Genomic DNA, 26,328 nt, shown 5'->3' with positions numbered 1-26,328 from the left:
CGGGCGGTGGGGGCTTCCGTCGAGGGAAGCCGCGTTAGCCGAACGGAAACATAGCGACCCCATAGGTAGTAGGCAAGGCTTACCTAAGTTTGATCTAGATCACGTTGCCTGCCCCCTTGTGCACCCCATGCGATTCAGGGTAGGCAAACCTAAGCAATTGAGCCACGCGTGAAATCGAGGACGAAGTGGACCTGACCAGACGTCAACTCCTGTGGGCCGGTGGCGCTGTGGGCGCGACCGCCCTGCTGGCCGCCTGCGGCGGCGGCGATGACGCCGAGCCGGCCGGGTCCGCCACCGGCGGCTCCGCAAAGCCCCGCAAGGGCGGCACCCTGCGCGTCGGCGCCCTCGGCAGGCCCGGCGCCATCACCCGCGACCCGCACGGCTCCCAGGCCAACGAGAGCGACTACCTCATCCTCAGCCTGGTGTACGACACGCTCACCGTGCCCGGCACCAAGCCGAACACCGAGCCCCGGCTCGCGGCCAGTTGGCAGCCGTCCGCGGACCTGAAGACCTGGAAGTTCAAGATCGCCCAGGGGGCGAAGTTCCACGACGGCTCCCCGGTGACCGCCAAGGACGTCGTCTTCTCGCTCAAGCGCCTGCGCGCCACCCCCTCCGGGGCCTCGCGACTGCCCGGCATCCAGGCCAAGAACATCACCGCCGAGGGCACCGACACCGTCGTCCTGGTCTCCGACTACGCCAACGCCGAACTGCCCCTGCTCACCCGCCTGACCACCTTCGTCGTCCCCGACGGCACCACCGACAAGGACATCGCCAAGGCCCCCGGCACCGGCCCCTTCAAGCTCGACTGGTTCCGCTCCGGCAACGCCCGCCTGGTCCGCAACGACGACTGGTACGGCGGCGAGGTGTACCTCGACGCCATCGAGGTGAAGATCTTCGAGAGCCCCCAGGCCATGGCGAACGCCCTGCTGGCCGGGCAGATCGACCTCGCCTCCAACGTCGGCGCGGTCGCCGCCCGAACGGCCAAGGCCCGCAAGGACGTGTCGACCGTGCGCCGCCCCAACGACATGGCGATGCCCATCGTCATGCGCACCGCCGACGGTCCCTTCGCCGACCCCAAGGTGCGCGAGGCACTCCGCCTCGCCGTCGACCGCGAGGCCATGGTCGACCAGGTCCTCTCCGGCTACGGCACCGTCGCCAACGACATCCTCGGCACCGGCGACCCCGCCTACGACAAGGGCATCCCGCAGCGCGCCCGCGACCTCACCCGGGCCAGGCAGCTCCTCAAGGAGGCCGGCTTCGACACCTCCAGGACGTACGAACTGCTCACCACCGAGGACATATCCGGCCTCGCCGAGTCGGCCACCCTCTTCGCCACCCAGGTCCGCGAGGCCGGCGTGAAGGTGAAGGTCGTCAAGCAGGAGTCCGCCGTCTTCTGGGACAAGACCTGGCTCAAGGGCGACCTCTACACCAGCTACTGGGGCACCAACGACTCCGTGATCTTCTTCGCCAGCAAGACCATGGTCTCCTCCAGCGCCACCAACGAGGCCGGCTGGAAGTCCAAGGAGTTCGACGCGGCGTACCAGAAGGCCATCGGCACCGCCGACGCCAGCGAGCGCACCCAACTCCTCAAGCAGCTCCAGCAGATCGAGTACGACAGCTCCGGCTACCTGCTGTGGGGCATGGCCGACGGCATCGACCTCGCCGGGGCCAAGGTACGCGGACTGCCGACGCTGCCCGGATACGGAAGGGTCCAGCTCGAAGGCGCATGGCTGGCCAGTTGACACCCGACACCGCCACCCCGGCCTCCTCCCCGCTCACTCCGGAGAGGAGGCCGGGGCGCGGCCCCGCCCTGCTCCTGGCCCGCGTCGGCGCCACGCTGGTGAAGCGGGCCGCCTTCCTCGCGCTGCTGCTCGCGCTGGTCTTCGTCACCGTCGAACTGCTCCCCGGTGACGCCGCCAACGCGACTTCCGAACGCGGCGAGAGCGCGGCCGACCTCGCCGAGCGCCGTGAGCTGCTCGGGCTCAACCGCCCGGTCCTGGAACGCTTCTGGGACTGGATGACCGGCCTGCCCACGGGCGACCTCGGCACCTCGGCGCGCGGCGAGAAGGTCACCGACCTGCTCTCCACCGCCTTCCCCAACACCCTCCTGCTCGGCGGCGTCGCCCTGCTGCTCACGGCCCTGCTGTCCCTCGCCCTGGGCTGCTGGGCCGCGCTGAGGCCCGGCGGACGCCTGGACCGAACCGTGTCGGGAACGGCGACCGCGGTCCTCGCCCTGCCGGAGTTCGTCGTGGCGGTGGCCCTGGTCCTGGTGCTGTCGCTGTGGACCGGCTGGCTGCCCGCGGTGACCCTCACCGACGCCGACGGATCCCCCGCGTCCTGGGAGATGCTCGTACTGCCCGTCCTCGCCCTGACCGTCCCGCAGGTCGGCTGGAACACCCGGATCGTGCGGGCCGCCCTCGCCGACGAGGCCCGCGCCCCGCACGTCGAGACCGCCGTCCTCGACGGACTCCCGCCCCGCCGCGTCCTCACCCACCATGTGCTGCCCGGCGCCCTGCCCGCCGTCGCCGCGGGCCTGGCCACCTCCACCGGCATGCTGCTGGGCGGCGCGGTCGTCGTGGAGACCATCTTCAACTACCCCGGCATCGGTACGGTCCTCGCCTCGGCCGTCGCCGACCGCGACAGCCCGGTCATCGCCGGGGTCACGGCGCTGTCCGGCGCGGTGATCACCGGGGTGCTGCTCCTGGCCGACCTCGTACGCGACACGGTCACGGGAGGCCGACGGTGAGCGAGAAGACCGCCCGCGGGGGCGTCACCCCGCGCGACCTGCCCGCCCGGCGCTCCGGTGCCCGGTCGCGGGCCCGCTGGGGCCTCGCCCTGCGCATCCTGCCCGCCCTGCTCCTGACGGGCCTCGCCCTGATCGGCCCCTGGATCGCCCCGCACGCCGTGGACGTGCCGGTGGCCGCGCCGTACGCGGAGGTCGGAGCGGACAAAGCCCTGCTCGGCGGGGACCAGCTCGGCCGGGACGTGTTCAGCAGGCTGCTGGCGGGCGGGCGCGAACTCGTGCTGTCGTCGCTGCTCGTCGCGGTACTCGTCACGGCGGCGGCCGCGATCCTCGGTGCGATCGGCGCCGTACGCCCGTTTGTCGGACGGCTCGTGGAACGGACCGCCGACGTGCTGATGCTGCTGCCCGCCGTCCTGGGCATCCTGCTGGTCACCCTCTCCTGGCCCGGCGGCGGCCGGCTCGCCGTCATCGCCGCCGCCGTCGTCCTCGGAGTGCCGTACGCCGTCCGGCTCGCGGCGAGCGCGGCGGCCCCGGTCGCGGAGGCGGGGTACGTCGAAGCGGCGGCCGCCGGCGGCGAACGCCTCTGGTACCTGGTCGCGCGCGAGATCCTGCCCAACCTGCGCGCCACCCTGCTCGCCCTGTTCGGTCTGCGGTTCGTCGCGGCGGTGTACCTCGTCGCCACCGCCGGATTCCTCCAGGTCGGGCCGCAACCGCCCGCCGCCGACTGGGCGTTGATGATCCGCGAGAACTCTCCCGGGATCCTCCTCAACCCCTGGTCCGTCGTCGCGCCCAGTATCGCCATCGGCCTGCTCGCCCTGAGCGTCAACCTCGCGGCCGCCGCCCTCGCCCCCCAGACCGGCCGGAAGGCGGTGACCGTCCTGTGAGCCATGTGCGTGACCGGTACGCGAAGCCCGAGGGCCCGCCGAGCGACACACCCGCGGTGCGGGTCACGGACCTCGCGGTGACCGCGTCGGACGGCCGGTTCCTGCTGCGGGAGGCGTCCCTGACCGTCCGCCCGGGCCGACTGGTCGCCCTGACCGGCCCTTCGGGCGCCGGCAAGACGACACTGCTGCGCGCGGTGACCGGCCTCCTGCCACCCGGCACGACCCGCACCGCGGGCCACGTCGACGTCCTGGGCCACGACGTCTTCGCCCTCACCGAGCAAGACCTGCGCACCCTGCGCGGCACCCGCCTCGCCTACGTCGGACAGGACCCCGGCTCCGGCCTCAACCCCCGGATGCGCGTGCGCAACCTCGTCCGCGAACTCTCGGCCGACCGCAGCCCGGAAGCGGTGGCCGCGCTCCTCTCCGAGGTCCGCCTCCCGGACGACGGCAGGCTCGCCGCCCGCCGCCCCGGCGCCCTGTCCGGAGGCCAGCAGCGCCGCGTCGCCCTCGCCCGAGCCCTGGCCCGCCGCCCCGACATCCTCCTCCTGGACGAACCGACCGCCGGCCTGCACCCCGAACTCCGCGACGAGATAGCCGAGTTGCTGCGCCACCTCGCCCGCGAACACCACCTCGCCGTCGCCTTCTCCTGCCACGACCCGGCAGTGGTCGAGCGGATCGCCGACGAGGTCGTGGAACTCGGCACCGCGGGCGTGGGCGGATCGCACGACCCGGGTCCGACAGGGGTGACGGGGCAGACAGGGCCGGGCGGGCCCGCGCCACACCCCACGCTCACAGCGCGGCCCACCCACCCGCCGGTCACCAAGGTCAGTTCACCGATCCTCGAAGTCCGAGACCTGCACGTCAGCTTCCGCGGCACACCCGCACTCACCGGCGTCGGCCTCACCGTCGCCCCCGGCTCAGCGGCCGGCATCGTCGGCGTCTCCGGTTCCGGCAAGACCACCCTCGTCCGCACCGTCGTAGGACTCCAACGCGGCACCTCCGGCACGGTCCACCTGGCCGGCACCGCGCTCAGCACCGGCCTGCGCGGACGCACCCGCGACCAGCGGCGCGGGCTGCAACTCGTCACGCAGAACCCGCTCGGCGCGCTGAACCCCAGCCGCACCGTCGGCGCCGCCGTGGGCCGACCGCTGCGCCTGCACCGCCGTTGCGCCTCGGGGGAGGTCCGCGACCGGGTGGCCGACCTCCTCCAACAGGTCGGTCTGCCAACCGAGTTCGCCGACCGCTACCCGCACGAGCTGTCCGGCGGACAGCGCCAGCGGGTCGCCGTCGCACGGGCACTGGCCGCCGAGCCCGACGTCCTCATCTGCGACGAGATCACGTCCGCCCTCGACCCCGAAACGGGCCGGTCCATCATGGACCTCCTCGCCGACCTGCGCGAGCGACGCGGCACCACCCTCGTCCTCATCAGCCACGACCTCCCCCTCATCGCCGACCGCACGGACACCGTCACCGTCCTGCACGCGGGCCACGCCGTGGAGTCAGGCCCCACCGCCGACATCTTCACCGCACCCCAACACGCGGCGACCCGAGCACTGTTGGGCCCGACCGTTCCGGCGGCACGGCCCTGAGAGCGACCGCATCGGCCGGGCCCCTCCCGGGGTCGTCGCCCCGTCAGGCCCCGGAGAGGTCCAGCAGGACCTTGGAGGCGACCGTGCGGTCCTGGGCCATGTCGAAGGCGGTGACGGACTGGTCCAGGGGGAAGGTGTGGGTGACGACGGGCTCCACGGGCAGGGCCCCGGCGAGGAGTGAGAGGGCCTCGTCGAACTCGGTGTCGAAGCGGAAGGCTCCGCGCAGTTCGAGTTCGCGGGTGACCGTGACGTTGCCCAGGAGGCCCACCTCGCCGGGCGGCAGCAGGCCCAGCAGGACGACCGTGCCGCCACGGCGTACCCGTTCCACGCAGGTGCGCAGGCCGGCCGGTGCCCCGGACGCCTCGACGGCGATGTCGAAGGCACCGGACCAGGCCGGGTCGTCGGCCCGGTCCGCGCGGGCCGTGGCCGTCGCGCCCACCGCGGCGGCGATCCGCAGCGGCTCGTCGAAGAGGTCGGCGGCGACGACCTCGGCGGCGCCGCCGTGCCGCAGCGCCGCCACGACCAGGCATCCGATGGGGCCCGCGCCGGTGACCAGGACCCGCTTGCCGCTCACGTCGCCCGCGCGGTGCACGGCGTGCAGCGCCACCGACAGGGGTTCGGCGAGCACGGCGCGACGCAGGCTCAGCCCGGGCGGCAGCGGCCGGATCTGCTCGGCGGGCACGTTGATGAGCCGGGCGAATCCGCCCTGGACGTGCGGGGTGTGGGCGGCGCTGCCCAGGTAGCGGGTGTGGGCGCAGATGTTGCGCCTGCCGCCCGCGCACTCGGGGCAGGTGCCGCACGGGGTGGCGGGGTGGACCGCGACGGGGGTGCCGACCGCCGGTCCCTCGGTGCCCGGTCCGAGGGCGGCGACGTGGCCGACGACCTCGTGCCCGAGCACCATCGGCTCGTGCAGGGCGAAGTCCCCGACCCGGCCCCGGTGGTAGTAGTGCAGGTCGGATCCGCAGATCCCGCCGAGCGCGACGGTGACCGTGATCTCGCCCGGCCCGGGGTCGGCGGGCGGCCGCTCCTCGACCCGCAGGTCGCCGGCTCCGTGAACAACACACGCATGCATGAGGGACGACTCCTTGGAGGTCACAGGACGGAGAGCATGCCGCCGTCGACGTACAGCAGCTGCCCGTTGACGAAGTCGGAGGCCGGGGAGGAGAGGAAGAGCAGGGCGCCCACGAGGTCCTCGACCTTGCCCCAGCGGCCGGCCGGGGTCCGCTTGCGCACCCAGGCGCTGAACTCCTCGTCGGCGACCAGCGCGGAGGTCAGCTCGGTGTCGAAGTAGCCGGGACCGATGCCGTTGACCTGGATGCCGTGCGGACCGAGGTCGGCGCACATGCCCTTGGTGAGCATCTTCAGGCCGCCCTTGGTCGCCGAGTAGGGAGCGATGCCGGGGCGTACCGCCTCGCTCTGCAGCGAGCAGATGTTGATGATCTTGCCGTGCCCCCGGGGCACCATGCGCCGGGCGACCTCGCGGCCGACGAAGAAGGCGCTGGTGAGGTTGGTGTCGAGCAGGCCGTGCCAGTCCTCGTCGGTGAAGTCGAGGAGCGGGGCGCGGCGTTGGGCGCCCGTGTTGTTCACCAGGATCTCGATGGGCCCGGCGCGGTCCTCGATGCGGGTGACGGCGTCGGCGACCGCGGCGGAGTCGGTGACGTCGAACGCCTGCGCCAGGACCGCGTCGCCGAACGTGGCGGCGAGTTCCTTGCGGGCGGACTCCAGGGCCTCGGAGTCGCGGCCGTTGAGGACGACCGTGCAGCCGGCCTCCAGCAGGCCCCTGGCCAGCGCCCGGCCGATGCCGCGGCTCGACCCGGTGACCAGGGCCACCTTGCCGGTGACGTCGAAGAGGGGGTGGGTCATCTCGGTCGTCCTCTCAGGCCGGGCTCGGGGCGGAGGGCAGCGCGGCGCTGCCCGGCAGGGGCGTGCGTGCCGGGTGGCCGGACAGCACGTCGAGGACGTTGTCCGCCGCGAGGTCCACCATGGCGGCCCGCGTGGCCTCGGTGGCCGAGCCGATGTGCGGCAGGGTCACGACGTTGGGCTCGCCGACCAGTGGCGACAGCTCGGCGCCCATCGGTTCGCGCTCGAAGACGTCCAGGCCGGCGGAGTGGATGACCCCGTCCCGCAGCGCCCGCAGCAGTGCGTCCTCGTCCACGACGCCACCGCGCGAGGTGCTGACCAGGGTGGCGGTGGGCTTCATGGCGGCCAGCTCGGCGGCGCCGACGAGGTGGCGCGTCCCCGGGGTCAGCGGGACGTGCAGGGAGACCACGTCGGCCTGAGCGAGCAGGGTGGGCAGGTCCACCGCCGTGGACAGGTCGTCGTCCGGCGCGTACGGGTCGTGGTGCAGCAGCCGCATGCCGAAGCCCTGGGCCCGCCGTGCCACCGCGCGCCCGATCTGGCCGTAGCCGACCACGCCGAGCGTGGCGCCGTGGATGTCCAGGCCCAGGTAGTCGTCCATGCGGAACAGGTCCCACCGTCCGGCGGCGAGGGAGTCGCGGGCGGCCGTGAGCCGCCTGCGGGCCGACAGGATGAGCGCGAAAGTGAGGTCGGCGGTGGTCTCGGCGAGGACGGCGGGCGTGTGGGTGACCACGACACCGCGCTCGGCCGCCGCGTCCCGGTCCACGGCGTCGAACCCCATGCTGGCCAGGGCGACGACCTTCAGCGACGGTCCGGCCGCGTCCAGCAGGGCGGCGTCCACCCGGTCGTTGCCCAGGCAGAGGATGCCGCTCACGCCGACGGCGAGGGCGTGCAGCTCGGCCGGTTCCGGCTTGCCCCGTCCGTCCCAGCACATCAGGTCCGAGCGGTCGGCGAGCCGGTCCAGGCCCCTGCCGGGCAGGGCGGACCGGGTGGTGAGCACTCGCTGCGGCATACGCGACTCCCTCAATTTTCCCACTCAGTGGAAAAAGTATCTGCTCAATGGAAAACATCGTCGGCATCGACCGCCGGTGATGTCAACCGCTGAGTGGGAATGCTTTCCGTCCAGTGATAATTTGCCGGGGTGAGCACCAGTGAGGTACCGACCGATGTCGTCGGCCGGGCGATCCGGCTGCTCGTCCTGGTCGGCGAGCGCCCGCACGGCATCACGCTGTCGGAGCTGGCCCGCGCGAGCGGCGTCCCCGTCAGCACGGCGCACCGGCTGGTCAACTCGCTCTGCCGCGAGGCCCTGGTGGAGTTCGAGGCCGACGGCAAGCGCTACAAGCCGGGCCTGCGCCTGTTCCAGCTCGGCCAGCAGGCAGGGCAGGTGTACGGATTCGCCGGCACCGCCCTCCCCGTGATGCAGCGCGTGACGGGGCAGACCGAGGAAGCCACCCTGATGTCCGTCCTCGACGGCACCCGGCACCTGTACGTGCACTACGTGGACGGCCCCCTGCCGGTCGGCGTGCGCAGCGAACCGGGCCGCCACGGCCCGCTGCACTGCACCTCGATGGGTAAGGTCCTGATGGCCTTCGCCCCCGAGGACGTACGCGCCGACCTCCTGGACCGCGTCGAACTCACCCCGCACGGACCGAACAGCATCACCGACCGCGATGTCCTGCGTGAGCAGGTCGCCCGCGCCGCCGAACGCGGCTACGCCACCGCCGACGAGGAGCACCACGCCGGCCTGCGTGCCGTGGCGGTCCCGATCCTGCGGCCCGACGGCACCGTCTTCGCCGCCCTGTCCACCGCCGCGCCCGCCTTCCGCCGCGGCATGGACGACCTGGTCGCCATGGTGCCGCTGCTCCAGGCGGCGGCGTCCGAGCTGGGCGTCCGGCTGCCCGCCCGCTGACCTGGCCCCCGGAGTCGTGCGCGCCGACCGCCGCAGGCTGGACGCCGGTATCGATCTGGCCGCCGTACGGGCGGTGTTCGAGGACGGGTTCGCCGAGGCCCTCACCGTCCTCGACGCGACCTGGGCGACGAGGCGCTGTACCTGTGGAACGCCCTGTTCGACCCCCGCGACATCCTCGACCTCAGCAAGAGCGGCCGCACGGAGGACGAGGCCGCCGCCCGCCTGGTGTCCGCCCTGCGCGGCGCCCTCATCGGCTGGGCCACGGCGGCGGGGGAGACGGGCGGGGGCCCCGCGACTGGGTAGCCGTGCCCGCGGACTTGAGTACGGCTACTCAGGCCGCCGCGGCCGACTCGAGGGATCGTGGGAAACCGGTAAACGATCTCAGGAGGCCTGACATGAACGGTCCGCAGCGTTCCCTCGCCGCGACGGTGCGCCACCACCTGCTCAACCCCGCGGCGCTGGGCTACCTGCTGGTGGTGGCCGCCGTCCTGGGCTGGGTGGGAGCGGACCTGCTGTTCGTCGAGCACCAGGACGCCAGCCTCGCCGGCGTGTGGGCGTTCGTGGTCACGGCCCCGACCTCCTGGCTGTTCCTGGCGCTGCCCGGCCCGCTCCCGTGGGCCGGCGTCGTCATCGGCGCCCTGTTCCAGGCTGCGGTACTCGGCACCGCGTACCACCGCTTCTCCGGCCGCCTCCCGCACCGCACCGGAACGAACGGCGCCTGACCGCAGGGGCGCGACGATCTTCGCCCGCGCCACCGGGACCCGTACGACGGTGTGATCCCCCCGGTCACTCGGGGACGGTGACCAGGACGCGGCCGCGACCGCCGGCGTCGACGCGGTCATGGGCCTCGGCGATGTCCTCCAGCGCGTAGCGGGCGCCGACGTCGACCGTGAGGGCACCGACGGCGGCCGCGGCGGTGAGGTCGCGGGCGGCCTGTCGTCCGGCCGCGGCCGGGAAGTCGTCGCTGCCGATGAGGCGCAGCGTGACGTTGTTGAACAGCAGTGTCCAGAACGGGACTTCGGTGCGGTCGGCGCGGGTCGCGTAAGCGGCGACGACCGCCTCGTTGGCCACGACGGCGTTGTCCAGATCGGCGTTGTCCGACAGGGACACCTCGACGACGCGGTCCACGCCCTCGCGCGCGAACGCTCGGATCTCCGCCGCAGGGTCGTCGGCATCCAGGGCGACGGCATGGGAGACGACGGCCGGATCGACGCGGTCCAGATCGGCGCCGCGACGCACCGTGGCGAGCACGGTCGCCCCGCCCCAGTGGGCGAGTTGCGCGGCCAGGGACCCGACCCCGCCGAGGACGCCGTGCACCAGCACCAGCTTGCCGTCGACGGGGCCGTCGGCGAACACGGCGCGGTGCGCGGTGATCCCGGGGATGCCCAGGCTCGCCCCGAGTTCGTCGCCGAGGTGGCCGGGGAGGACGACGGCCCGGTGGTCGGGTACGACGGTGTACTGGGCGGCGGTGCCGAAGGCCCGGTAGGACTGCGCGCCGTGCACCCACACCCGCTGCCCGACCCGACGGGCGTCGACCCCGTCCCCCACCGCGTCGACGACCCCGGCGGCGTCGCTGTGCGGAATCACCCGTGGGTGCGGCATCGCCGCTTCTTGGTGTCGCCGGGGTTGACGCCCGAGACGGTCACTCGGACGCGGACCTCGCCGGGTCCCGGGGTGGGGTCGGGCAGTTCACCGACGTGCAGGACGTCGGCGGCGGGACCTTGTTCGTCGTACCAGGAAGCGAGCATTCAGTCCTCCTTGCCGTGGCGTTCCCGAACGCCACGCAGAACCTCGTGCAGCCACGCTCGTTCAGCACCGCTGATGGCGCGGGCGGTGAGCAGCATGCCCCGCCGATAGGGGTCGGCGACCTCCTCGGCACGGACGGGCCGGTCGCCGTCGTAGAAGAAACCGGCCGGCGTTTCCAGGAACTCCAGCCGCCTGCGCAGCACCGCGTGCTGTTCGGCCACGTCCGGCAGGTGGGAGAGGAACGCCAGGATCGTGAAGAAGCGCGTGAAGTCGGTGATCTCGTGGTCGGCGGGCTCGCGCAGCCGCCGAAGCATCTCGGCCCGCCCGGCGTCGGTCAGGCTCAGCACATAGCGCGCGGCGCCCGCGTCGGCGCTCCGCTCCAGCAGGCCCGCCTCGGCGAGACGGTTGATCGCCGGGTAGAGGCTGCCGTCACTGACCGGCCGCGTGTAGCCGGTCAGCCGCGAGACGCGGCGACGCAGCTCCTGTCCGGGAGGGGGCCCTCGGCCAGGAATCCGAGGATCGCCAGTTCGAGCATGACTCCATCATGGCATGCCACATCGATTCGATGCGGCAGGCGCCCTGTGAGCAGCAGGCGCCCTGTGATCGGCCGACGCGCGCTTGTCGGTGCCCGGTGTCAGGCTGAAGTCACACAGGATCTGCGAAAGGGAAAAGCCGTGATCACCACTGACGTCACCCCCGGCTCCCCCTGTTGGCTCGATCTCGGTGCCCCCGACGTCCGGGCCGCCGCAGCCTTCTACGCCGCGGTGCTCGGCTGGGAGTACGAGTCCATGGGCGAGGGGGAGGACATGGAGGGCGGGATGTTCCGGAAGGACGGCAAGATCGTCGCCGGACTCGGCAAGCTCACCGAGGAGGGTGCGCGCTCGGCCTGGATGATCTATTTCACCGTCACCGACGCGCAGGCCACGACCCAGGCCGTGGAGCGCGCGGGCGGCACGGTGCGGGTGGCGCCGAGGGATCTCGACGACTGGGGCTGGATGGCGCAGTACAGCGACCCGTCGGGGGGCCAGTTCGCCGTCTGGCAGCCGGGGAAGAACGAGGGCTTCGAGCTCGCGGACGAGCCGGGCTCGCTGTCGTGGACCGAGTTGTTCACGAGTGACGCCGCGGCCGCCAAGGAGTTCTACGGCGACGTCTTCGGCTGGCAGTACAGCGGCATGGAACTTCCGGGCGGCGGGGGCACGTACACCGTGATCACCCCGGCCGGGCTCCCCGAGGAGCGCATGCAGGGCGGCCTCATGGAGCTCAGCAAGGAGGACCTCGCCCTGGCGGACGGGCGGTCGTACTGGCACCCGGTCTTCGCCGTCGCCGACTGTGACGCCGCGGTCGCCAAGGTCACCGAGAACGGCGGCAGCGTGCAGATGGGACCTGAGGACATGGAGGGCGTCGGCCGGCTGGCCATCTGCCTCGACCCGGCGAACGCCGATTTCGTGGTGCTCACCCCGACCAGTGGGAGCTGAGCCCGCTCACTCCCGGCGGCGGGCGTGGGGCCGCCACCACAAGCGTTTCGCCCGGGCCCGGTCAAGCCCCCTGCAACACGGGAGCCGGGCGCTCGCCCGAGCCCCTGACGATCAGTCGGGTGGGGACGGTGACGGTGAGGGCGCGGGCGCGGTCGCCGTCCAGGCGGGCCAGGGCGGTGGTCGCCGCCGTCCTGCCGATGTGCTCGGGGTCCTGGGCGACGACGGTCAGGGCCGGTTCGAGTGCCTCGGCGAGCGCCACGTCGTCGAAGGCGACGACGGCGACGTCCTTACGGTTCCTGCGGGCGAGTTCCGTGACGATGCCCAGCGCCACGATGTTGTTGCCGGCGAACAGCGCCGTGGGGGGATCCGCCAGGCCAAGGAGCTGGGACGTGGCGGCGGAAGCCCCGTGCTGGTCATGGGCGTTGGTGACCAGGGAGCGGTCGTGGGGGAGGCCGGCCTCCTGCAGGGCCGCGCGGTATCCGGCCAGGCGCTCGCGGCGGGTGTAGAGCCGGGTGGGAAGGTCGCCGACGAAGCCGATGCGCCGGTGCCCGTGGGCGATCAGGTGGGCGACGCCGTGGTGGGCGCCCGCGCGGTTGGAGCTGACGACGCTGTCCGTGGCCAGGCCCACTCCCGGCCGGTCGAGGAAGACGACGGGCAGGCCCGCGGCCCGGTGGGTCTTGAGGTGGGAGTGGTCGGCACCGACGGACGGCACGACCATCAGGATGCTGATGCGGCGGGCGAGGAACTTGTCCGTCAACGCGCGTTCGCGGCCGGGGTCGTCCGCGGAGGAGCCCATGAGCAGGGTCAGGCCGCGGTCGCGGACGGTGTCCTCGATGCTCCTCGCCACGGCCCCGAAGAAGGGGTTGCCGAGGTCGGGGACGACCAGCCCGATCGTGGTGTCGGGTCCGCCGACGCGGATGTTGCGTGCCATGAGGTTGGGCTGGAAGCCGAGCTTGGCCACGGCGGCGAGGACTTGTTCCCTGGTCTGGGCCGAGGCGGGGCCGTCCTCGTTGAGGACGCGGGAGACGGTCTTGGCGCTGACGCCCACTTCTCGGGCGACGTCTGCCAGGGTGGGGCGGCGGTTCGCTGCCATGGAGGAAACGGTCTCCTGTGCTCGTCGGTTCCGGCCGCGGCCTCGGCCGGAACCCGTGAGTGCTTCAGTCGTGTCGAGCGTCGTCAGCCGGCCTGGACTCCAGCGGCCTTCGCCGCCTTGGAATCCGCCACGACAGTATCTCCGGCCTCGTCGACGGCGAGTGCGCCGGTCATGATGGCGACGACCTCCGCCATGGAGTAGTCGGAGGGCTTGATCACGGCTGCGCGCCGGCCCAGCCGGTGCACGTGGATCCGGTCGGCGATCTCGAAGACGTGCGGCATGTTGTGGCTGATCAGGACGACCGGCATGCCCTTGTCCCGGACGCGGCGGATGAGGTCCAGGACCTGACCGGACTCCTTGACCCCGAGGGCGGCGGTGGGTTCGTCCATGACGACGACGCTGCGGGCCCAGGCGACGGAACGGGCGACCGCGACGGCCTGCCGCTGCCCGCCGGAGAGGGTCTCGACGGACTGTGTCAGCGAGCGCAGGCCGATCTTCAGGTCGGCCATGTGCTCGGCGGCCTCCTGGCGCATGCGCTTCTTGTCCAGCATGCGAAAGACACTGCCGAGGACACCGGGGCGGCGGAGTTCGCGCCCGAGGAACATGTTCGAGGCGATGTCCATGGAGGCGGCCACGGCGAGGTCCTGATAGACCGTCTCGATGCCGTGGGCGCGGGCACTTTGCGGGCCGGAGAAGGTGATGGGCTCGCCATTGAGGCGTATCTCGCCCTCGTCCGGGGTGAGTGCTCCGGTGAGGGCCTTGATCAGGCTGGTCTTGCCGGCTCCGTTGTCGCCGATGACGGCGAGGACCTCGCCGGGCAGCAGGTCGAAGTCGGCGCCGTCGATGGCGGTGACATGGCCGTAGCGCTTGACCAGACCGCGGGCCTGCAGCACCGGGGTGGGGGAGGAGGTGGCGGTCATCGGGCCTTCTTCCGGGAGATCTGGTCGACGGTCACCGCGAGGATGACCAGGACTCCGGTGATCAGGGTCTGGTAGATGGAGGCGACGCCCATCAGCTGCAGGCCGTTGCGGAAGACGCCGACGATGAGGACGCCGATGAAGGTGCCCAGGACCGAGCCGCGTCCGCCGAAGAGGCTGGTGCCGCCGAGGACCACGGCGGTGATGCTGTCCAGGTTGTCGGTCTGTCCCGCCTGGGGGTCGCCGACTCCGGTGCGGGAGATGAGCAGCAGGGCGGCGATGCCGTAGAGGACACCGGCCGTGGTGAAGATGCCGATGGTCAGCCGGGAGGTGCGGATGCCGTTCAGACGCGCCGCTTCCTGGCTGTTGCCCAGCGCGTAGACGTGCCGGCCCCAGCCGGTGCTGCTCAGCGCGTAGGCGAGGAGGAGGAAGAGGGCGATGGTGACCAGGGAGCCGTAGGTGATGTCGGTGTGGCCGAGCGGGAAGGTCTGCCCGAGGGCCGTCAGCGGGCCCGGCAGGTTGGTGACCGTCTGCTCCTCGGAGTAGATGTGGGTCAGCGCGAACGCCACGTTGAGCATGCCGAGGGTGACGATGAACGGGGGCAGCGGGATCTTCTGCACCAGCAGCCCGTTGAGCAGCCCGAAGCCTCCGCAGACAACTATGCCCAGAGCGATGGCGACGAGCGGGGGCACGGAGCCCTCGGCGGCCATTTTGGCGATCACGATGCTGCCGAACGCCATCACGGCACCGCACGACAGGTCGATGCCCGCGGTGAGGATGATCAGGGTCTGTCCGATGGCGAGGGTGCCGACGACCATGACCTGCTGCACGATCAGCGAGAAGTTCCCGCCCGTGAGGAACTGGTCGGTCGAGAAGGAGAAGAAGGCGCAGGCCAGGAGGAGGGCGACCAGCGGGCCGGTGGTCGGTGCCGTGAGCAGTCGGCGGGCCGCGGTCGGTGCTTTGAGCTCGGCGTACGGCGAGGACGTGCCCGGGGGCGTGGTCGTGGCTGTCATGCGGAGTCCTTGAGGACGAGGGGGCGGCCGCCCCCGGTCGGGGAGGAGGGGCCGGCCGCCCCGCTGAGGGGAAAGGCGGCGTCGTACGGTTCGCGGGGGGCGGCTCAGCCCCAGCAGTTCTCCAGGCCGTAGCCGGTGTCCTTGGACGTGACCCCGTCCTGTGCCTTGTCGGTGATGAGAGTGACGCCCGTGTCGGTGTAACCGGACGCCTTCTTGCCGTCCTTGGCGTACGTCACGACGGCCTTGACGCCCTCGGCGGCCATCTTCAGCGGGTACTGCTGCGACGTGGCGGCGATCTTGCCGTCCTTGACCGCCTGGGTCCCCGTGCAGCCGCCGTCGACGGAGACGATCAGCACGTCCTTCTCCCGGCCCTTGGCCTTCAGCGCGGTGTACGCGCCCAGGGCGGCCGGTTCGTTGATGGTGTAGACGACGTTGATGCCGGGTTCCTTCTGGAGACAGTTCTCCATGGCGGTCTGGCCCTTGGACTGGTCGCCGCCGGTGTCCTGGGCGCAGGCGACGTCCTTGTCGGTGGCGCCGAAGCCCTTGAGGAAACCGTTGTGCCGCTGGACGCCGACGGAGACGCCGGGCGCGAGGTCGAGGGCGGCTATCTTCGCGGTCTTGCCCTTCATGGCGGCCTTGGCGTACTCGCCGATCAGCTCGCCGGCCTTGAGGTTGTCGGTGGCGAAGAGGGCGTCGACCGCGCTTTCCGGCTCGGTCGGGGTGTCCAGGGCGATGACCAGGACGCCCTTGGCCTTGGCCTTCGCGATCGCGGGCACGATGGCCTTGGAGTCGCTCGGGGTGATGAGAATGCCCTTCACACCGGAGGCGACCATGTTTTCGATGGCCGTGACCTGACCGGCGTTGTCGCCGTCGAACTTGCCCGCGGCGGTGACCAGTTGGGCGCCGTTCTCCTTGGCGGCCTTCTCCGCGCCCTCCTTCATCTTCACGAAGAAGGGGTTGGTGTCGGTCTTGGTGATCAGACCGACCTTGACGGTGCCTGAACCGGAGCCGACGGAACCCGATCCGGAGCCGGACCCGCAGGCCGTCAGGGTGAGCGCCGCGATGCCTGTGCACGCGGCGACTCTGAGGAGAGAAAGGGGCAGACGAGTGGTGCGAGACATGAACGACTCCTGCGGGATCACGAGCGGCGCGGCCGGCATCGGAGCATGCCGTCACGAGATGTCATCGTTGACTTATGTCATCGTTGACACTGCATGGCGAGGATGATGGACTCCGTCTCCGGGAAACGTCAATGCCCTGCACTCGTCACAAATCGGCAACGCTCGCAGCCACCGTCCACGTGTAGCTGTCCGGCCGCTGTGCCACGACGCGCCCCGTAGGCCCGTTCGTTCGTCAGAGAAGAGCAGCCCATGAGCCCGAGTCGGATCACGGTGTTGGGGGAGTGCGTCGCGGACGCGTTCGCCGAACCCGCAGGCGCCTCGAACGAACTCGCCCTGCGCGTACTGCCCGGCGGCGGACCCGCGAACACGGCGGTGGCGCTGGCCCGCCTCGGCACCCCGGCCCGCTTCCTCGCGCGCCTGTCCGGCGACGTGTTCGGCCGCCTGTTCCGGGCCCACCTGGAGGCGTCGGGCGTGGACCTGTCGAACACGGTCACGGCCGCGGAGCCCAGCACACTGGCCGTGGCGGAGCTGGACGCGCAGGGGCAGGCCGCGTTCTCCTTCCACGCGCAGAACACCGCCGACTGGCAGTGGACGGCAGGGGAGTTGGCACGGGTGGACCTGTCCACAACGGCCTGTGTGCACACCGGCTCCCTGGCCCTGGTCCGGGAGCCCGGTGCGGCGGTGGTGGAGGACTTCCTGGCGTCGGCCGCCCCGCAGGCGACCATCAGCATCGACCCGAACGTCCGTCCGCTGCTGGTGCGCCCCGAGGTCTACCGCGCCCGGCTGGCGCACTGGTGCGGCCTCGCCGACGTGCTCCGGCTGAGCGAGGACGACCTGCAACTCCTGCTGCCGGACACGCCGCCCGAGCAGGCGTGCGACCTCTGGCACGCGGCCGGCGCGCGCCTCGTCGTGATCACGCGCGGCGCCGACGGTGCCCTGGCCTCGCTCGACGGCGTACGGGTTCAGGTGCCCGCCGTGCTGACGAGCGTCGCCGACACCGTCGGGGCGGGGGACTCCTTCACCGCCGGACTGCTGCACCACCTCGGCACCCGCGGACTCCTCGGCGGCCGGCTGACCGAACTCCGCCTCGACGACGTCGCGCAAGCGTGCCTGTTCGCCACCCGGGTCGCGGCCCTGACCTGCTCGGTCGCCGGTCCCAATCCGCCGTGGCAGAGCGAACTGGCGCAACTCGAGACCGCCGACCGCGACTGAACCCCCGCCTCCGAAGGAGACCACACCGATGAACAAGACCCTGCTCGCCGAGTTCACCGCCCGCGAGGGAGCGCAGGACGAGGTCGCCCGCCTGATCCTGGACTACGCCCAGAAGGTGCGCGAGGAGGAAGGCAACCTCACCTTCGACGTCCACACCAAGTCGTCCAACCCGCGCGCCTTCTGGATCTACGAGATCTACCGGGACGAGGACGCCTTCCAGGCCCACCTGAAGGCCCCGTACGGCGGCCCCTTCAACACCGCCCTCGCCCCACTGATCGAGGAGGACGCCTCGGTGCTGACCTTCCTCGATCCGGTGAGTTGTCTCTGACCTGCGCGGACGGCTCTCTCCCCAGGGACGGCCTCCACTGCCCGGCGGCGGAACTTCCGCAACCTGCGAGCGGTTCCGGGCGAAGACAACGAGGCGCAGCACCGCGAACCGCGCGACACCGGCGAGTGCGGAGGCGGACAGGTAGACGAACTGCTCGAGCATCGCGCCGGGTGCCGCCACCAGCTGCTGCAGGGCGAGCATCGCCACGCAGGTCATCGCATACGCGGCTGCAGCGGACCCGGCCGACTGCGCATGCTGGCGCCAGGTCGCGCGCCCGCCCGTGCCGAAGGTGAAGCGGGCGTGCAGCTCGGTGGCGAGGAGCGTGGAGGCCACGGTGATCAGGGCGTTGGCCAGGACCCAGGGAATCCAGGAGGCGAGGGCCGCCACGGCGAAGCTGGAGGCGAGCCCCACTCCGCCGCCGCAGAGCACGAAGCGGGCGAAGGCGCCGCATGCCGTCTGCTGCTGGCCCTGCGCTGCCTCCATGATCCGCCCCCTCTGACCGCTCACTCCGCGAAACGCGCACCGCTCGACCTGCGAGGCCTTCGGCTCTCTGTTTCCCATGATGGAAACGCTACGTTGCGTTCAAGAATTTGGCAACGATGTTGTTGCGTAATACCTCTATCCTTGCAGGCGAGAGCCGTAAAACCGTTGCAATGATTCTGCAGGTAATGCAACAAGGTGGCGCTTGTTCGTTGCAATAAATTGAGAGTGAACGCTATGCACAACGCGCCAAAACGGCGAAAGACCCCACCTCTATGATGGGCCGATGGCGTCGATCAAGCAGTTCCAGGTCACCTTCGACTGCGCAGAACCTGAGCGCGTCGCTCGTTTCTGGTGCGAGGTGTTGGGGTACGTCGTACCGCCGCCACCGGAGGGGTTTGCTACTTGGGACGATTACGATCGCTCGCTGTCGCCCGAGCATCAGGGTTCAGCGGTCTGCGTTGATCCCTCAGGTGTGGGCCCGCGACTGTTCTTCCAGCGCGTTCCCGAAGGCAAGGTCGTCAAGAATCGGGTGCATCTTGATGTGCGGGTCGGCACCGGGCTCGTGGGTGAAGAGCGCGTCGCGGCGCTTGAGGCCGAATGCGCACGACTGCTCGCGCTCGGCGCGATACGCGTGCGACTACTGCTTGCCGATGGCGACTACGAGTCGTGCCTCTTGATGCAGGACATCGAGGGCAACGAGTTCTGTCTCGACTGAGTGGCCGCGAACGTGGCACCGCAGTTACTTCAGGCAACGCATCTCACGAAGAAGTCGATGTCGTTCTGGACACCGGCCACGACCGGCTCGTACCCGTCCACGACTGCGTCGAGGATGGCGTACAGCACCGCCTCCGGGCCCAGCTTCAGCAGGTCCGGCGTCTCCTCCAGGCGGCGGCGGACCGCGGACAGGTCCGGGGCCGCGCCGGGGCGGACCGTGATGACGAAGTCGGGGCCGACGAAGACGTGCAGCTCGCCGAAGTCGACCTCCTCGGGGGCGTCGAGGTAGCGCGCGGCCCGCAGTACGACGAAGAGCGTGTCGCCGTAACGCTCCAGCTTGGGGCGCTGGTGGGCCTCCATCGCGTCCTCGACGGCGAGCGGATGCAGGTCGAACTCGGCGGCCAGGGAGAGGAGTTCGCCCTCGGTGGGGCGGGCCAGGCCGATCCACGCCATGCCGGGGGGCTGCTGCTCGCGCAGCTCGCTGTAGGTGTCGGCGAGGGAGGCGGGGGAGGAGACACGCACGCCGTCGCGGTAGAGGGCCGCCTCCACGACGCTCGCCACCTCCATCGGCTCCGGCGGCGCCGGGGCGGTCGGGGACGCGGGGACTCCGGCGCCGACGGGGGCAGCGCACGGCGCCGGACCGACCGCTTGCCGGAGTTCTTCGGGGCGGGGCGGGCGCGTCGCTCGGACATGCGGCTGCCTCTCGGGTCGCGCTGCGTCTGGCGTGCCGGGGGAGTGATCCCGGGCAGGATATACGGGGCAAACAGTGCCGGACGTGCGGGCTGGGCGGGGATCCGGTGAGAGTTGCGGACGTTCCCTGTCCGCAAGTCCCGCTAGCGTGCCTGACATGACGAAGACGACGTCCGTGACGGCCCCCGTGCTCGACGCCCGCGCCCTGAACCGCGCGACCCTCGACCGGCAACTGCTGCTGCGCCGCTCGGCCCTGAGCGCCGAGGCGGCCGTCACGCACCTGGTCGGGCTGCAGGCGCAGAACGTGAAGCCGCCGTACTACGCCCTCGCCGCCCGCCTCGACGACTTCGCCCCCGAGCAGCTGTCCGGGCCCATGGCCGAGCGCCGGATCGTCCGCATCGTCACCCTGCGCTCGACCATTCACACCCACACCGCCGACGACTGCCTCACGCTGCGGCCGCTGGTCCAGCCCGCCCGGGACCGGGAGATCGGTATCTTCCGCAAGGGGCTCGTCGGCGTCGACCTGGACCGGCTCGCGGCCCTCGCCCGCGACCTCGTCGAGGCCGAGCCGCGCACCATGAAGCAGCTGCGCGAGGCCTTGCTCGCCGAGTGGCCGAACGCCGATCCACAGGCCCTCGCGATCGCCGCCCGCTGCACACTGCCGCTGGTCCAGGTCACCCCGCGCGGCCTGTGGGGCAGGAGCGGCCAGGTCACGCTCACCACCGCCGAGCACTGGCTCGGCCGCGCGAGCGAAGAGCCGCCCGCCCCGGATGCCGTCGTCCTGCGCTACCTCGCCGCCTTCGGCCCCGCGTCCGTCAAGGACATGCAGACCTGGTCCGGCCTGACCCGGCTGCGGCCCGCCTTCGAGCGGCTGCGCCCGCAACTGGTCACCTTCCGGGACGTGAACGGCGTCGAGCTCTTCGACCTCCCCGACGCACCCCGCCCCGACCCCGGCACCCCGGCCCCGCCCCGCTTCCTCCCCGAGTTCGACAACCTGCTCCTCTCCCACGCCGACCGCACCCGCGTGGTGCCCGAGGAGTACCGGGGCCGCAGCTGGCAGGGGAACCTGGCGTATCCCACCCTCCTCGTCGACGGCTTCCTCGCGGGCGTGTGGAAGCTGCAGGACGACGCCCTCGTCGTCGAGCCCTTCGGTCACCTCACGAAGGCCCAGCGGGACGAGGTGGAGGGGGAGGGGCAGCGGATGCTCGCGGTGATGCACCCGGGAGGCGCGTACGACATCCTGTTCGGGACCGTCGTACGCCCCTGAGAACCGTCGTACGACAGTGCACCGGGACATGGAGAGGGGGCGCTGCGGGCCGCTCGTGGAGGCTCGCAGCGCCCCCTGGTATTTACCTGAGGGGTGCTCAGGAGTTCTTCTTCGGGGTTACGAGTTGACCTGCGTGGTCACCAGGCTGGAGAAGGTGGTCAGCCGGGTGTAGACACCCGGGTAACCGGCCTGCGCGCAGCCCTCGCCCCAAGAAGTGATCCCTGCCAGGACGCCCCCGATGATCAGGGGACCGCCGCTGTCGCCCTGGCAGGTGTCTGTGCCGCCGGAGGTGTATCCGGCGCAAACCATGTCGCTCGCGACGAAGTCGGAGCCGTACGAGCTGCCGCAGCTGGAGTTGGAGACGATCGGCACGGTCGCCGTCCGCAGCTGGTTGGAGGAGCTGCCGTTCGAGGAGGTGGTGCCCCAGCCGAGGATGCGGGCGGTGGTGCCGGCCGCGTACACGGAGGTGTCCGAGGAGGAGACGTACTTCGCCGTGGTGTACGGCATCGACGTCGACAGCGTCAGGACCGCCACGTCGTCGCCGTTGGTGGCGTCGGTGTAGCTGGGGTGGATCCAGATCTTGCTGACTCTGCTGACCGTGCCGTTGGTGCCGTTGAGGTAGGTGCGGCCGCCGACCACGCGGACGCTGCTGGTGGTCTCGTCGACCATGCAGTGCGCGGCCGTGACCACCTTCGTGGGCGAGACGAGGGTGCCGCCGCAGAACTGGTTCTGCGAGGCGTCCGTGATCTGCATGACGTACGGGTACGCGGTCGTCGTCGTGGTCGTGCCGCCCACGATCGGCTGGGGCGCGGCGACGGCGGTGGGGGCGCCGGCCAGCGCGGTGGCGGCCGCGGCGGCGGTCGCCGCGAGTGCGGCGGCGGTCTTCTTGGCACGGGTGAGCCCGAACATGGGTCTCCTCGGTGGGGGTTGCCGGTGGGGGGTCGCACGGGTGTGGGGGGTGATGCACGGGGGCCGCGGGACCGACCCCCGTGTGCCCGGGCGAGCGGCACGTCCCAAACGCTATGGCCCGTCACCCCCGCATCCCAATGAGGGAACCCCCTATGAACCCCCTACCGCCCGCGGGAGTTGGGCAGGGAAAACCCTCGGTGGCCCCTCGGGAAACCTGCGACGACGGGCGGCCTCCCGCGAGGGCGGTGCACCCGCGCCGCGCTCACCAGGGCCTGTCCGCGGATCATGACGCAGACGCGGGGCCTGGCACGCCCTCCCCCACGCTCGGCTTCGCTCGAGCGGGAGGTGCCCCCACCGGCGTTGTCGTCGGTTGCCGAACTCCCCCACGCTCGGCTTCGCTCGCGCGGGGGCCTCCATCGCGGCGACGCCCTCCTCCGCCTGCAGCTGGACGCTCCCCCACGCTCGCCCTAGGCCCGGCGCCCCGCCGCCAGTCGGACGATGTCCACCCGCGAGCGGATCCCCAGCTTGCGGTAGACCCGGGTGAGCGTCGCCTCGACCGTCTTGACGCTGATGAACAGTCGCGCGGCGATCTCCCGGTTGGTGGCGCCCTCCATGACGAGGGCGGCGACCTGACGCTCCATCGAGGCCAGGCCCTCCAGCGCGGCCGACGCGGTGTCCCGCTCGGGGGCGGCGGCCGGCTGCGTCCCGACGGTGGCGGCGGCCGCGTCCACCTGGCGCAGCCAGGGCAGCGCCCGGCACCGCCGGAACAGCCGCGCCGACTCGTCGTACGACGTCGGGCCCGGCCGCCCTGTGCGCAGCAGGGCCAGCGCGAACGCGGCCCGCGCCTCCTCCAGGCCGTAGCCCAGCTTGGCGAGGCGGTCCTGTACGGACGTCAGGCGTGCGAGTGCCTCGTCGTGGTCCCCGCGCGCCGCCCGCACCAGCGCCTCCGCCCGGTCCAGTACGGCGAGGATGCTCTCCCGGCCGAGCCGCAGCGCGTGTTCGCGCGTCACGTCGATCACGTCCTGCGCCTCGCCCGGCTCCCCGATCCGTACCAGGGCCTCGGCGAGGTCGCCCTGCCAGCGGCCGCGCGCCGGGTCGGTGATGCCGAGCCCCTGCTCCAGCTCCCGCACCCGGCGCAGCGAGCCGACCGCGCCCGTCGCGTCCCCGGCCACCAACTGGGCGTGCCCGAGGGCGGCCAGGGCCCGCGAGAGGTACATCTGGTCGCCGTCCTCCTCGGCCCGCTCGGCCGCCTCCCGGGCCAGCGCCAGCGCCCGGTCCACGTCCCCGCCGGAAGCCTCCGCGAGGGAGGTGAGCATCGCGGAGGCACCCAGGCCGATGCCGGAGTCCCGGGCCAGTCGCAGGGACTCGCGGGCCAGGTCGAGGGCGCGGCCGCAGTGCCCGGAACGCAGTTCGGTCTCGGCGAGGAAGCGCTGGAAGTGCACCTCGCTCTCGACCATGCCGCGCCGCTGCACCTCGCGCAGCAGCGCGGTGATGGTCGTACGGGCCTCGGGCAGCTGGTCGTTCATCAGCAGCCAGCGGAACCGGGCCGCGCCGACGCCGTTGTGATGGCACGCCACGTACGGGTCCTGCGGCTCGCGCAGCGCCCGTTTGATGGTCGCGGGCGCGTCCGGGTGACCCATCAGGATCTCGGTGGAGGCCTGGAAGGACAGCGCCATCAGCTCGGTACGGCGGTCCTCGCCCCGCGCGGCCAGCTCCGCCGCGTGCGCGGCCTGCCGACGGGCCTCGGCGAAGTCGCCCACCACGACCAGTCCGCGCCAGGCCAGCCGGTAGTGGACCAGGGCGAGCAGCCGCGGGTCGTCGCCCGCGTCGGCCAGCACCTGCGGGAAGACGGCGTCGACATCGCCCAGGGACTGCCCGGCCGCCTCGATCACCACCTCCCAGGCCCGCACCCGCTCGGCGGGCACCGTGGCCCGGGTCAGGACCTCGCGCGCGATGTCCCGGGCGAGATCCACCTCGCCGCAGGTGATCGCGTCCTCCGCCGCCTGCAACCGTCGCTCGTCGGGGCCCGGGTCGCCGTCGGCAGGGGTGTGCCGGGCGGCGAGCAGCCCGAGCGAGGCCGCCACCGACGGGGCGCCGCGGTCCCGGGCCAGCGCGGCGGCCTCGGCGAGCCGGGCGGCCACCTCCGGGTCGGTGCCGGTGGTCGCCAGGGCGAGGTGCCGGGCCCGCTCTATCGGGTCGGAGGCGGCGGTGGACAGCGCGGCGTGCGCGGCGCGCCGCTCCTGCGCGGTCGCCTCCGCGTACAGCGCGGCGGAGATCAGCGGATGCGCGAACCGTACGGCCGGACCCTCGGGCTCCGTCGCCAGCAGCCCGAGTGCGGCGGCCTGCGCGGTGTCCGCCTCGGCGTTCTCCAGGCCGGCCGCGTGCAGCAGCGCCAGTGTGGGGCGCGCGCCCGCGCTGGCCACGAGGAGGGTGCGGCGCGCCTCGTCCGACAGCATGTCCAGACGGCTGAGGACCAGGGCGCGCAGCGAGGTGGGCACCGGCAGCGGTTCGCCGGGGCGCGGCGGGGTGGGGTTGTCGGCGAGGGCGCGGCCCAGCTCCAGGGCGAAGAGGGGGTTGCCGCCGCTGGTGCGGTGGATGTCGCGGACCGTGGAGCGCGGCAGGTCGGTGTAGCCGCGGTGGTCGAGCAGCGCGGAGACCTGGGCGCGGGAGAGCGGGTTGAGCCGTACGGCCAGGGTGTCCGGCGGGGACGCGCGTAGATGACGGTCGTACTCCTGCCCCTCGGTCCGTACCGCGCACAGCAGTTGCACCGGGGTGTCGCCGAGGCGGCGGGCGGCGAAGCCGAGGAGTTCCGCACTGGCTGAATCCAGCCACTGCAGATCGTCGGCGACGATCAGGACGGGGCCCTGGGCGGCGAGGGCGCGCAGCGCCGACAGCACGGCCAGGCGCAGCGCGAGGCCGTCGCTCTGGAGGGTGGACTCGCCGCGGCCGGTGAGCGCCGACTCCAGGGCCGTGCGCTGGGCGGCGGGCAGCTGGTCGGAGACCTCGCCGACGACCAGTCCGAGGAGGTCGGCCAGGGCCAGGAAGGGGAGATGGGATTCCGACTCGGTCGCCGAGCAGCGCAACACAATCCGTGCCGTATCGCCGTATTCCGCGGCCAACGCCCGCAGGACGGTCGACTTTCCTATTCCGGCGGGGCCGTGGAGCAGCACACTGCCACCGCGGGCGAGCTGCTCCCGCGCCGCCGTGGTCAGCTCGTCCCTGCCGATGACCAGGTCGGGGCGGCATCTCGCAGGCTCCTGGAAGTCCCGTCGCACGGTCACCGCTCCCCTCCGTGTGTCGTGTCCTGGCCAATATTAGGCAATCGCCCTTTGAAATTCGGACGTACGGCGTGGTGAGGGAAATAACAGCGCCGGAGCATAGGGAAATTCAAAGCGCGCGTGAATGAATGAGAAGTCGTCGCCCAGTGGGCCCGGAGGATCATTCGGCCCTACGGCGGTGCCCCCACCCGGCGCTACGGCAGCACCCCCGCCCGGCGCGCGGCGGCGACCGCCTCTCCGCGGGTATGGGCCCCCAACTTCCGCATGACCGACCGGAGATACCCCTTCACGGTCTCCGGCCGCAGCCCCAGCCGCTGCGCGGCCACCGCGTTAGTCGCGCCCTCCGCCACGCATGCCAGCACGTCCACCTCGCGCGGCGCGAGGCTGATTCCCACCGTCGGCGAACCCGCCGCCAACAGCCCGCACGCGGCGAGCAGCTCGGCCCGCAGCACCGGGTCGGCGATGCGCGGGGCGAGCGCCCGCAAGGCCGCGTGGGCCTCCCGCACCTGCTCCCAGGCGGCACCCGAGCCGGCGTCCCGGCGGGCGGGCTCCGCCCGCACCGCCGTCAGCAGCGACCCGGCCTCCTCCCGCACCACCAGCGCCTGCTCCACGTCCCGCGCCGCCTCCACGGCCGCCGACAGCGTGCGGTCGCCCAGCGGCTGGGCCGTGCGCAGGGCGCCGTACAGCACACCGCGCACCCGGCGCCGTACGACGACCGGCACCGCGAGCACCGAACGCAGCCCCTCGGCGGCCACGGCGGCGTCGTACTCGTGGCTGATCTGCCGCGAGAGCGAGTAGTCGGTCACGGCGCACGGGCGGGCCCGCGCCACCGCCTTGCCACCCAGGCCGTTTCCCGAGGTCACCGTGAGGGCGCTGAGCGCGAGCGTGGTGTTGCCGCTCAGTTCGCTGATACGCATCTGCTGCCGCCCGGTGCCCACCAGGCCGCCGAAGGCCATCGGCAGGCCGGTCGTGCGGCGCAGCCGCGCCAGCGCACCCCGTATCTCCGGCACCCCGGCCGGGTCCACTGTCACCTGATCGCCCCTTCATCGCGGCCGACTCGTGGCCCACACCCCCGTTCGGGGGTAGTGAGACCTGCATCA

Annotated in this window: 23 protein-coding genes and 3 pseudogenes; 11 read left to right on the top strand and 15 right to left on the bottom strand. The window is 72.1% G+C overall.

Going from position 1 to position 26,328, the window contains the following annotated elements:
• Positions 1 to 185 precede the first annotated feature (185 nt).
• Genes ACFYWX_RS35885 through ACFYWX_RS35870 form a run of 4 tightly spaced genes read left to right on the top strand, consistent with a single transcriptional unit; the run spans position 186 to position 5,216 of the window.
• The gene (locus tag ACFYWX_RS35885; RefSeq protein WP_389429029.1) at positions 186 to 1,742 is read left to right on the top strand and encodes an ABC transporter substrate-binding protein; all 1,557 of its coding nucleotides are present in this window, start codon (positions 186 to 188) and stop codon (positions 1,740 to 1,742) included.
• Positions 1,727 to 2,746 carry an ABC transporter permease gene (locus ACFYWX_RS35880; protein WP_389429028.1) on the top strand — a complete coding sequence of 340 codons (1,020 nt, stop codon included), beginning with the start codon at positions 1,727 to 1,729 and terminating at the stop codon, positions 2,744 to 2,746. The genes ACFYWX_RS35885 and ACFYWX_RS35880 overlap by 16 nt, the downstream gene beginning before the upstream one ends.
• A 38-nt stretch (positions 2,747 to 2,784) precedes the next feature.
• The gene (locus ACFYWX_RS35875; protein WP_389429045.1) at positions 2,785 to 3,627 is read left to right on the top strand and encodes an ABC transporter permease; all 843 of its coding nucleotides are present in this window, start codon (positions 2,785 to 2,787) and stop codon (positions 3,625 to 3,627) included.
• Positions 3,624 to 5,216 carry an ABC transporter ATP-binding protein gene (locus ACFYWX_RS35870; protein WP_389429027.1) on the top strand — a complete coding sequence of 531 codons (1,593 nt, stop codon included), beginning with the start codon at positions 3,624 to 3,626 and terminating at the stop codon, positions 5,214 to 5,216. Before ACFYWX_RS35875 ends, ACFYWX_RS35870 begins: the two co-directional genes overlap by 4 nt.
• A 43-nt stretch (positions 5,217 to 5,259) precedes the next feature.
• On the opposite strand, the gene ACFYWX_RS35865 is transcribed toward ACFYWX_RS35870, so the two are convergent.
• From ACFYWX_RS35865 to ACFYWX_RS35855, 3 genes are read right to left on the bottom strand one after another with little or no spacing between them, the layout of a single operon-like run.
• A complete protein-coding gene (locus ACFYWX_RS35865) occupies positions 5,260 to 6,288 on the bottom strand; it encodes an L-idonate 5-dehydrogenase (protein WP_389429026.1) in 1,029 nt (342 codons plus the stop codon).
• A gap of 20 nt (positions 6,289 to 6,308) precedes the next feature.
• On the bottom strand, positions 6,309 to 7,079 hold the full coding sequence (locus ACFYWX_RS35860; RefSeq protein WP_389429025.1) for an SDR family oxidoreductase: 771 nt from the start codon (positions 7,077 to 7,079) through the stop codon (positions 6,309 to 6,311).
• Positions 7,080 to 7,092: 13 nt separating this feature from the next.
• On the bottom strand, positions 7,093 to 8,085 hold the full coding sequence (locus ACFYWX_RS35855; RefSeq protein ID WP_389429024.1) for a 2-hydroxyacid dehydrogenase: 993 nt from the start codon (positions 8,083 to 8,085) through the stop codon (positions 7,093 to 7,095).
• Positions 8,086 to 8,214: 129 nt separating this feature from the next.
• Between ACFYWX_RS35855 and ACFYWX_RS35850 the strand changes: the two genes are divergently transcribed.
• Positions 8,215 to 8,982 carry an IclR family transcriptional regulator gene (locus ACFYWX_RS35850; protein WP_389429023.1) on the top strand — a complete coding sequence of 256 codons (768 nt, stop codon included), beginning with the start codon at positions 8,215 to 8,217 and terminating at the stop codon, positions 8,980 to 8,982.
• 395 nt (positions 8,983 to 9,377) lie between these two features.
• Positions 9,378 to 9,704, top strand: coding sequence for an SCO4225 family membrane protein (locus ACFYWX_RS35845; protein ID WP_389429022.1), 327 nt, complete (start codon positions 9,378 to 9,380; stop codon positions 9,702 to 9,704).
• 64 nt (positions 9,705 to 9,768) lie between these two features.
• On the opposite strand, the pseudogene ACFYWX_RS35840 reads toward ACFYWX_RS35845, so the two are convergent.
• From ACFYWX_RS35840 to ACFYWX_RS35830, 3 genes and pseudogenes are all read right to left on the bottom strand, one after another.
• Positions 9,769 to 10,730 (bottom strand): annotated as a pseudogene (locus tag ACFYWX_RS35840) (NADPH:quinone reductase).
• The gene (locus ACFYWX_RS35835) at positions 10,731 to 11,075 is read right to left on the bottom strand and encodes a hypothetical protein (protein WP_389429021.1); all 345 of its coding nucleotides are present in this window, start codon (positions 11,073 to 11,075) and stop codon (positions 10,731 to 10,733) included.
• Positions 11,076 to 11,099: 24 nt separating this feature from the next.
• Positions 11,100 to 11,186: pseudogene (locus tag ACFYWX_RS35830) on the bottom strand (PadR family transcriptional regulator); the annotation flags it as partial.
• A 216-nt stretch (positions 11,187 to 11,402) separates the two neighbouring features.
• Here ACFYWX_RS35830 and ACFYWX_RS35825 point away from each other — a divergent pair.
• Positions 11,403 to 12,203 carry a VOC family protein gene (locus ACFYWX_RS35825; protein ID WP_389429020.1) on the top strand — a complete coding sequence of 267 codons (801 nt, stop codon included), beginning with the start codon at positions 11,403 to 11,405 and terminating at the stop codon, positions 12,201 to 12,203.
• A gap of 61 nt (positions 12,204 to 12,264) precedes the next feature.
• On the opposite strand, the gene ACFYWX_RS35820 is transcribed toward ACFYWX_RS35825, so the two are convergent.
• The 4 genes from ACFYWX_RS35820 to ACFYWX_RS35805 all read right to left on the bottom strand — a co-directional run bounded on the left by ACFYWX_RS35820 (position 12,265) and on the right by ACFYWX_RS35805 (position 16,347).
• On the bottom strand, positions 12,265 to 13,296 hold the full coding sequence (locus ACFYWX_RS35820) for a LacI family DNA-binding transcriptional regulator (RefSeq protein ID WP_389429019.1): 1,032 nt from the start codon (positions 13,294 to 13,296) through the stop codon (positions 12,265 to 12,267).
• Positions 13,297 to 13,379: 83 nt separating this feature from the next.
• A complete protein-coding gene (locus tag ACFYWX_RS35815; RefSeq protein WP_389429018.1) occupies positions 13,380 to 14,216 on the bottom strand; it encodes an ATP-binding cassette domain-containing protein in 837 nt (278 codons plus the stop codon).
• Entirely contained in the window at positions 14,213 to 15,226 is a 1,014-nt protein-coding gene (locus ACFYWX_RS35810; RefSeq protein WP_389429017.1) for an ABC transporter permease, read from the bottom strand. Before ACFYWX_RS35810 ends, ACFYWX_RS35815 begins: the two co-directional genes overlap by 4 nt.
• A gap of 104 nt (positions 15,227 to 15,330) precedes the next feature.
• Positions 15,331 to 16,347: a sugar ABC transporter substrate-binding protein gene (locus tag ACFYWX_RS35805; protein WP_389429016.1), complete on the bottom strand. Its 1,017-nt coding sequence runs from the start codon at positions 16,345 to 16,347 to the stop codon at positions 15,331 to 15,333.
• A 249-nt stretch (positions 16,348 to 16,596) separates the two neighbouring features.
• On the opposite strand from ACFYWX_RS35805, the gene ACFYWX_RS35800 reads away from it, so the two are divergent.
• Together ACFYWX_RS35800 and ACFYWX_RS35795 are read left to right on the top strand one after the other, a co-directional pair.
• Positions 16,597 to 17,559 carry a carbohydrate kinase gene (locus ACFYWX_RS35800; protein WP_389429015.1) on the top strand — a complete coding sequence of 321 codons (963 nt, stop codon included), beginning with the start codon at positions 16,597 to 16,599 and terminating at the stop codon, positions 17,557 to 17,559.
• A gap of 28 nt (positions 17,560 to 17,587) precedes the next feature.
• On the top strand, positions 17,588 to 17,887 hold the full coding sequence (locus ACFYWX_RS35795) for a putative quinol monooxygenase (RefSeq protein ID WP_389429014.1): 300 nt from the start codon (positions 17,588 to 17,590) through the stop codon (positions 17,885 to 17,887).
• 57 nt (positions 17,888 to 17,944) lie between these two features.
• Here ACFYWX_RS35795 and ACFYWX_RS35790 read toward each other — a convergent pair.
• Positions 17,945 to 18,370, bottom strand: a pseudogene (locus ACFYWX_RS35790) (hypothetical protein); the annotation flags it as partial.
• A 283-nt stretch (positions 18,371 to 18,653) separates the two neighbouring features.
• Between ACFYWX_RS35790 and ACFYWX_RS35785 the strand changes: the two are divergent.
• The gene (locus ACFYWX_RS35785) at positions 18,654 to 19,085 is read left to right on the top strand and encodes a VOC family protein (protein ID WP_389429013.1); all 432 of its coding nucleotides are present in this window, start codon (positions 18,654 to 18,656) and stop codon (positions 19,083 to 19,085) included.
• 29 nt (positions 19,086 to 19,114) lie between these two features.
• On the opposite strand, the gene ACFYWX_RS35780 is transcribed toward ACFYWX_RS35785, so the two are convergent.
• Positions 19,115 to 19,651, bottom strand: a complete 537-nt coding sequence (locus ACFYWX_RS35780; RefSeq protein WP_389429012.1) for a CorA family divalent cation transporter — start codon at positions 19,649 to 19,651, stop codon at positions 19,115 to 19,117.
• A 280-nt stretch (positions 19,652 to 19,931) separates the two neighbouring features.
• On the opposite strand from ACFYWX_RS35780, the gene ACFYWX_RS35775 reads away from it, so the two are divergent.
• Positions 19,932 to 21,041, top strand: a complete 1,110-nt coding sequence (locus ACFYWX_RS35775) for a winged helix DNA-binding domain-containing protein (protein WP_389429011.1) — start codon at positions 19,932 to 19,934, stop codon at positions 21,039 to 21,041.
• 117 nt (positions 21,042 to 21,158) lie between these two features.
• On the opposite strand, the gene ACFYWX_RS35770 is transcribed toward ACFYWX_RS35775, so the two are convergent.
• The 3 genes from ACFYWX_RS35770 to ACFYWX_RS35760 all read right to left on the bottom strand — a co-directional run bounded on the left by ACFYWX_RS35770 (position 21,159) and on the right by ACFYWX_RS35760 (position 26,184).
• Positions 21,159 to 21,950: a S1 family peptidase gene (locus tag ACFYWX_RS35770; protein WP_389429010.1), complete on the bottom strand. Its 792-nt coding sequence runs from the start codon at positions 21,948 to 21,950 to the stop codon at positions 21,159 to 21,161.
• Positions 21,951 to 22,417: 467 nt separating this feature from the next.
• Positions 22,418 to 25,231, bottom strand: a complete 2,814-nt coding sequence (locus tag ACFYWX_RS35765; RefSeq protein WP_389429009.1) for an AAA family ATPase — start codon at positions 25,229 to 25,231, stop codon at positions 22,418 to 22,420.
• Between the two features lie 191 nt (positions 25,232 to 25,422).
• Positions 25,423 to 26,184, bottom strand: a complete 762-nt coding sequence (locus ACFYWX_RS35760; RefSeq protein WP_389429044.1) for a LuxR C-terminal-related transcriptional regulator — start codon at positions 26,182 to 26,184, stop codon at positions 25,423 to 25,425.
• Between the last annotated feature and the right edge of the window lie 144 nt (positions 26,185 to 26,328).

Source organism: Streptomyces sp. NPDC002888, from assembly GCF_042888465.1.
In the GTDB taxonomy this organism is placed as follows: domain Bacteria; phylum Actinomycetota; class Actinomycetes; order Streptomycetales; family Streptomycetaceae; genus Streptomyces.
This window is presented reverse-complemented; position numbering and strand designations above follow the sequence as displayed.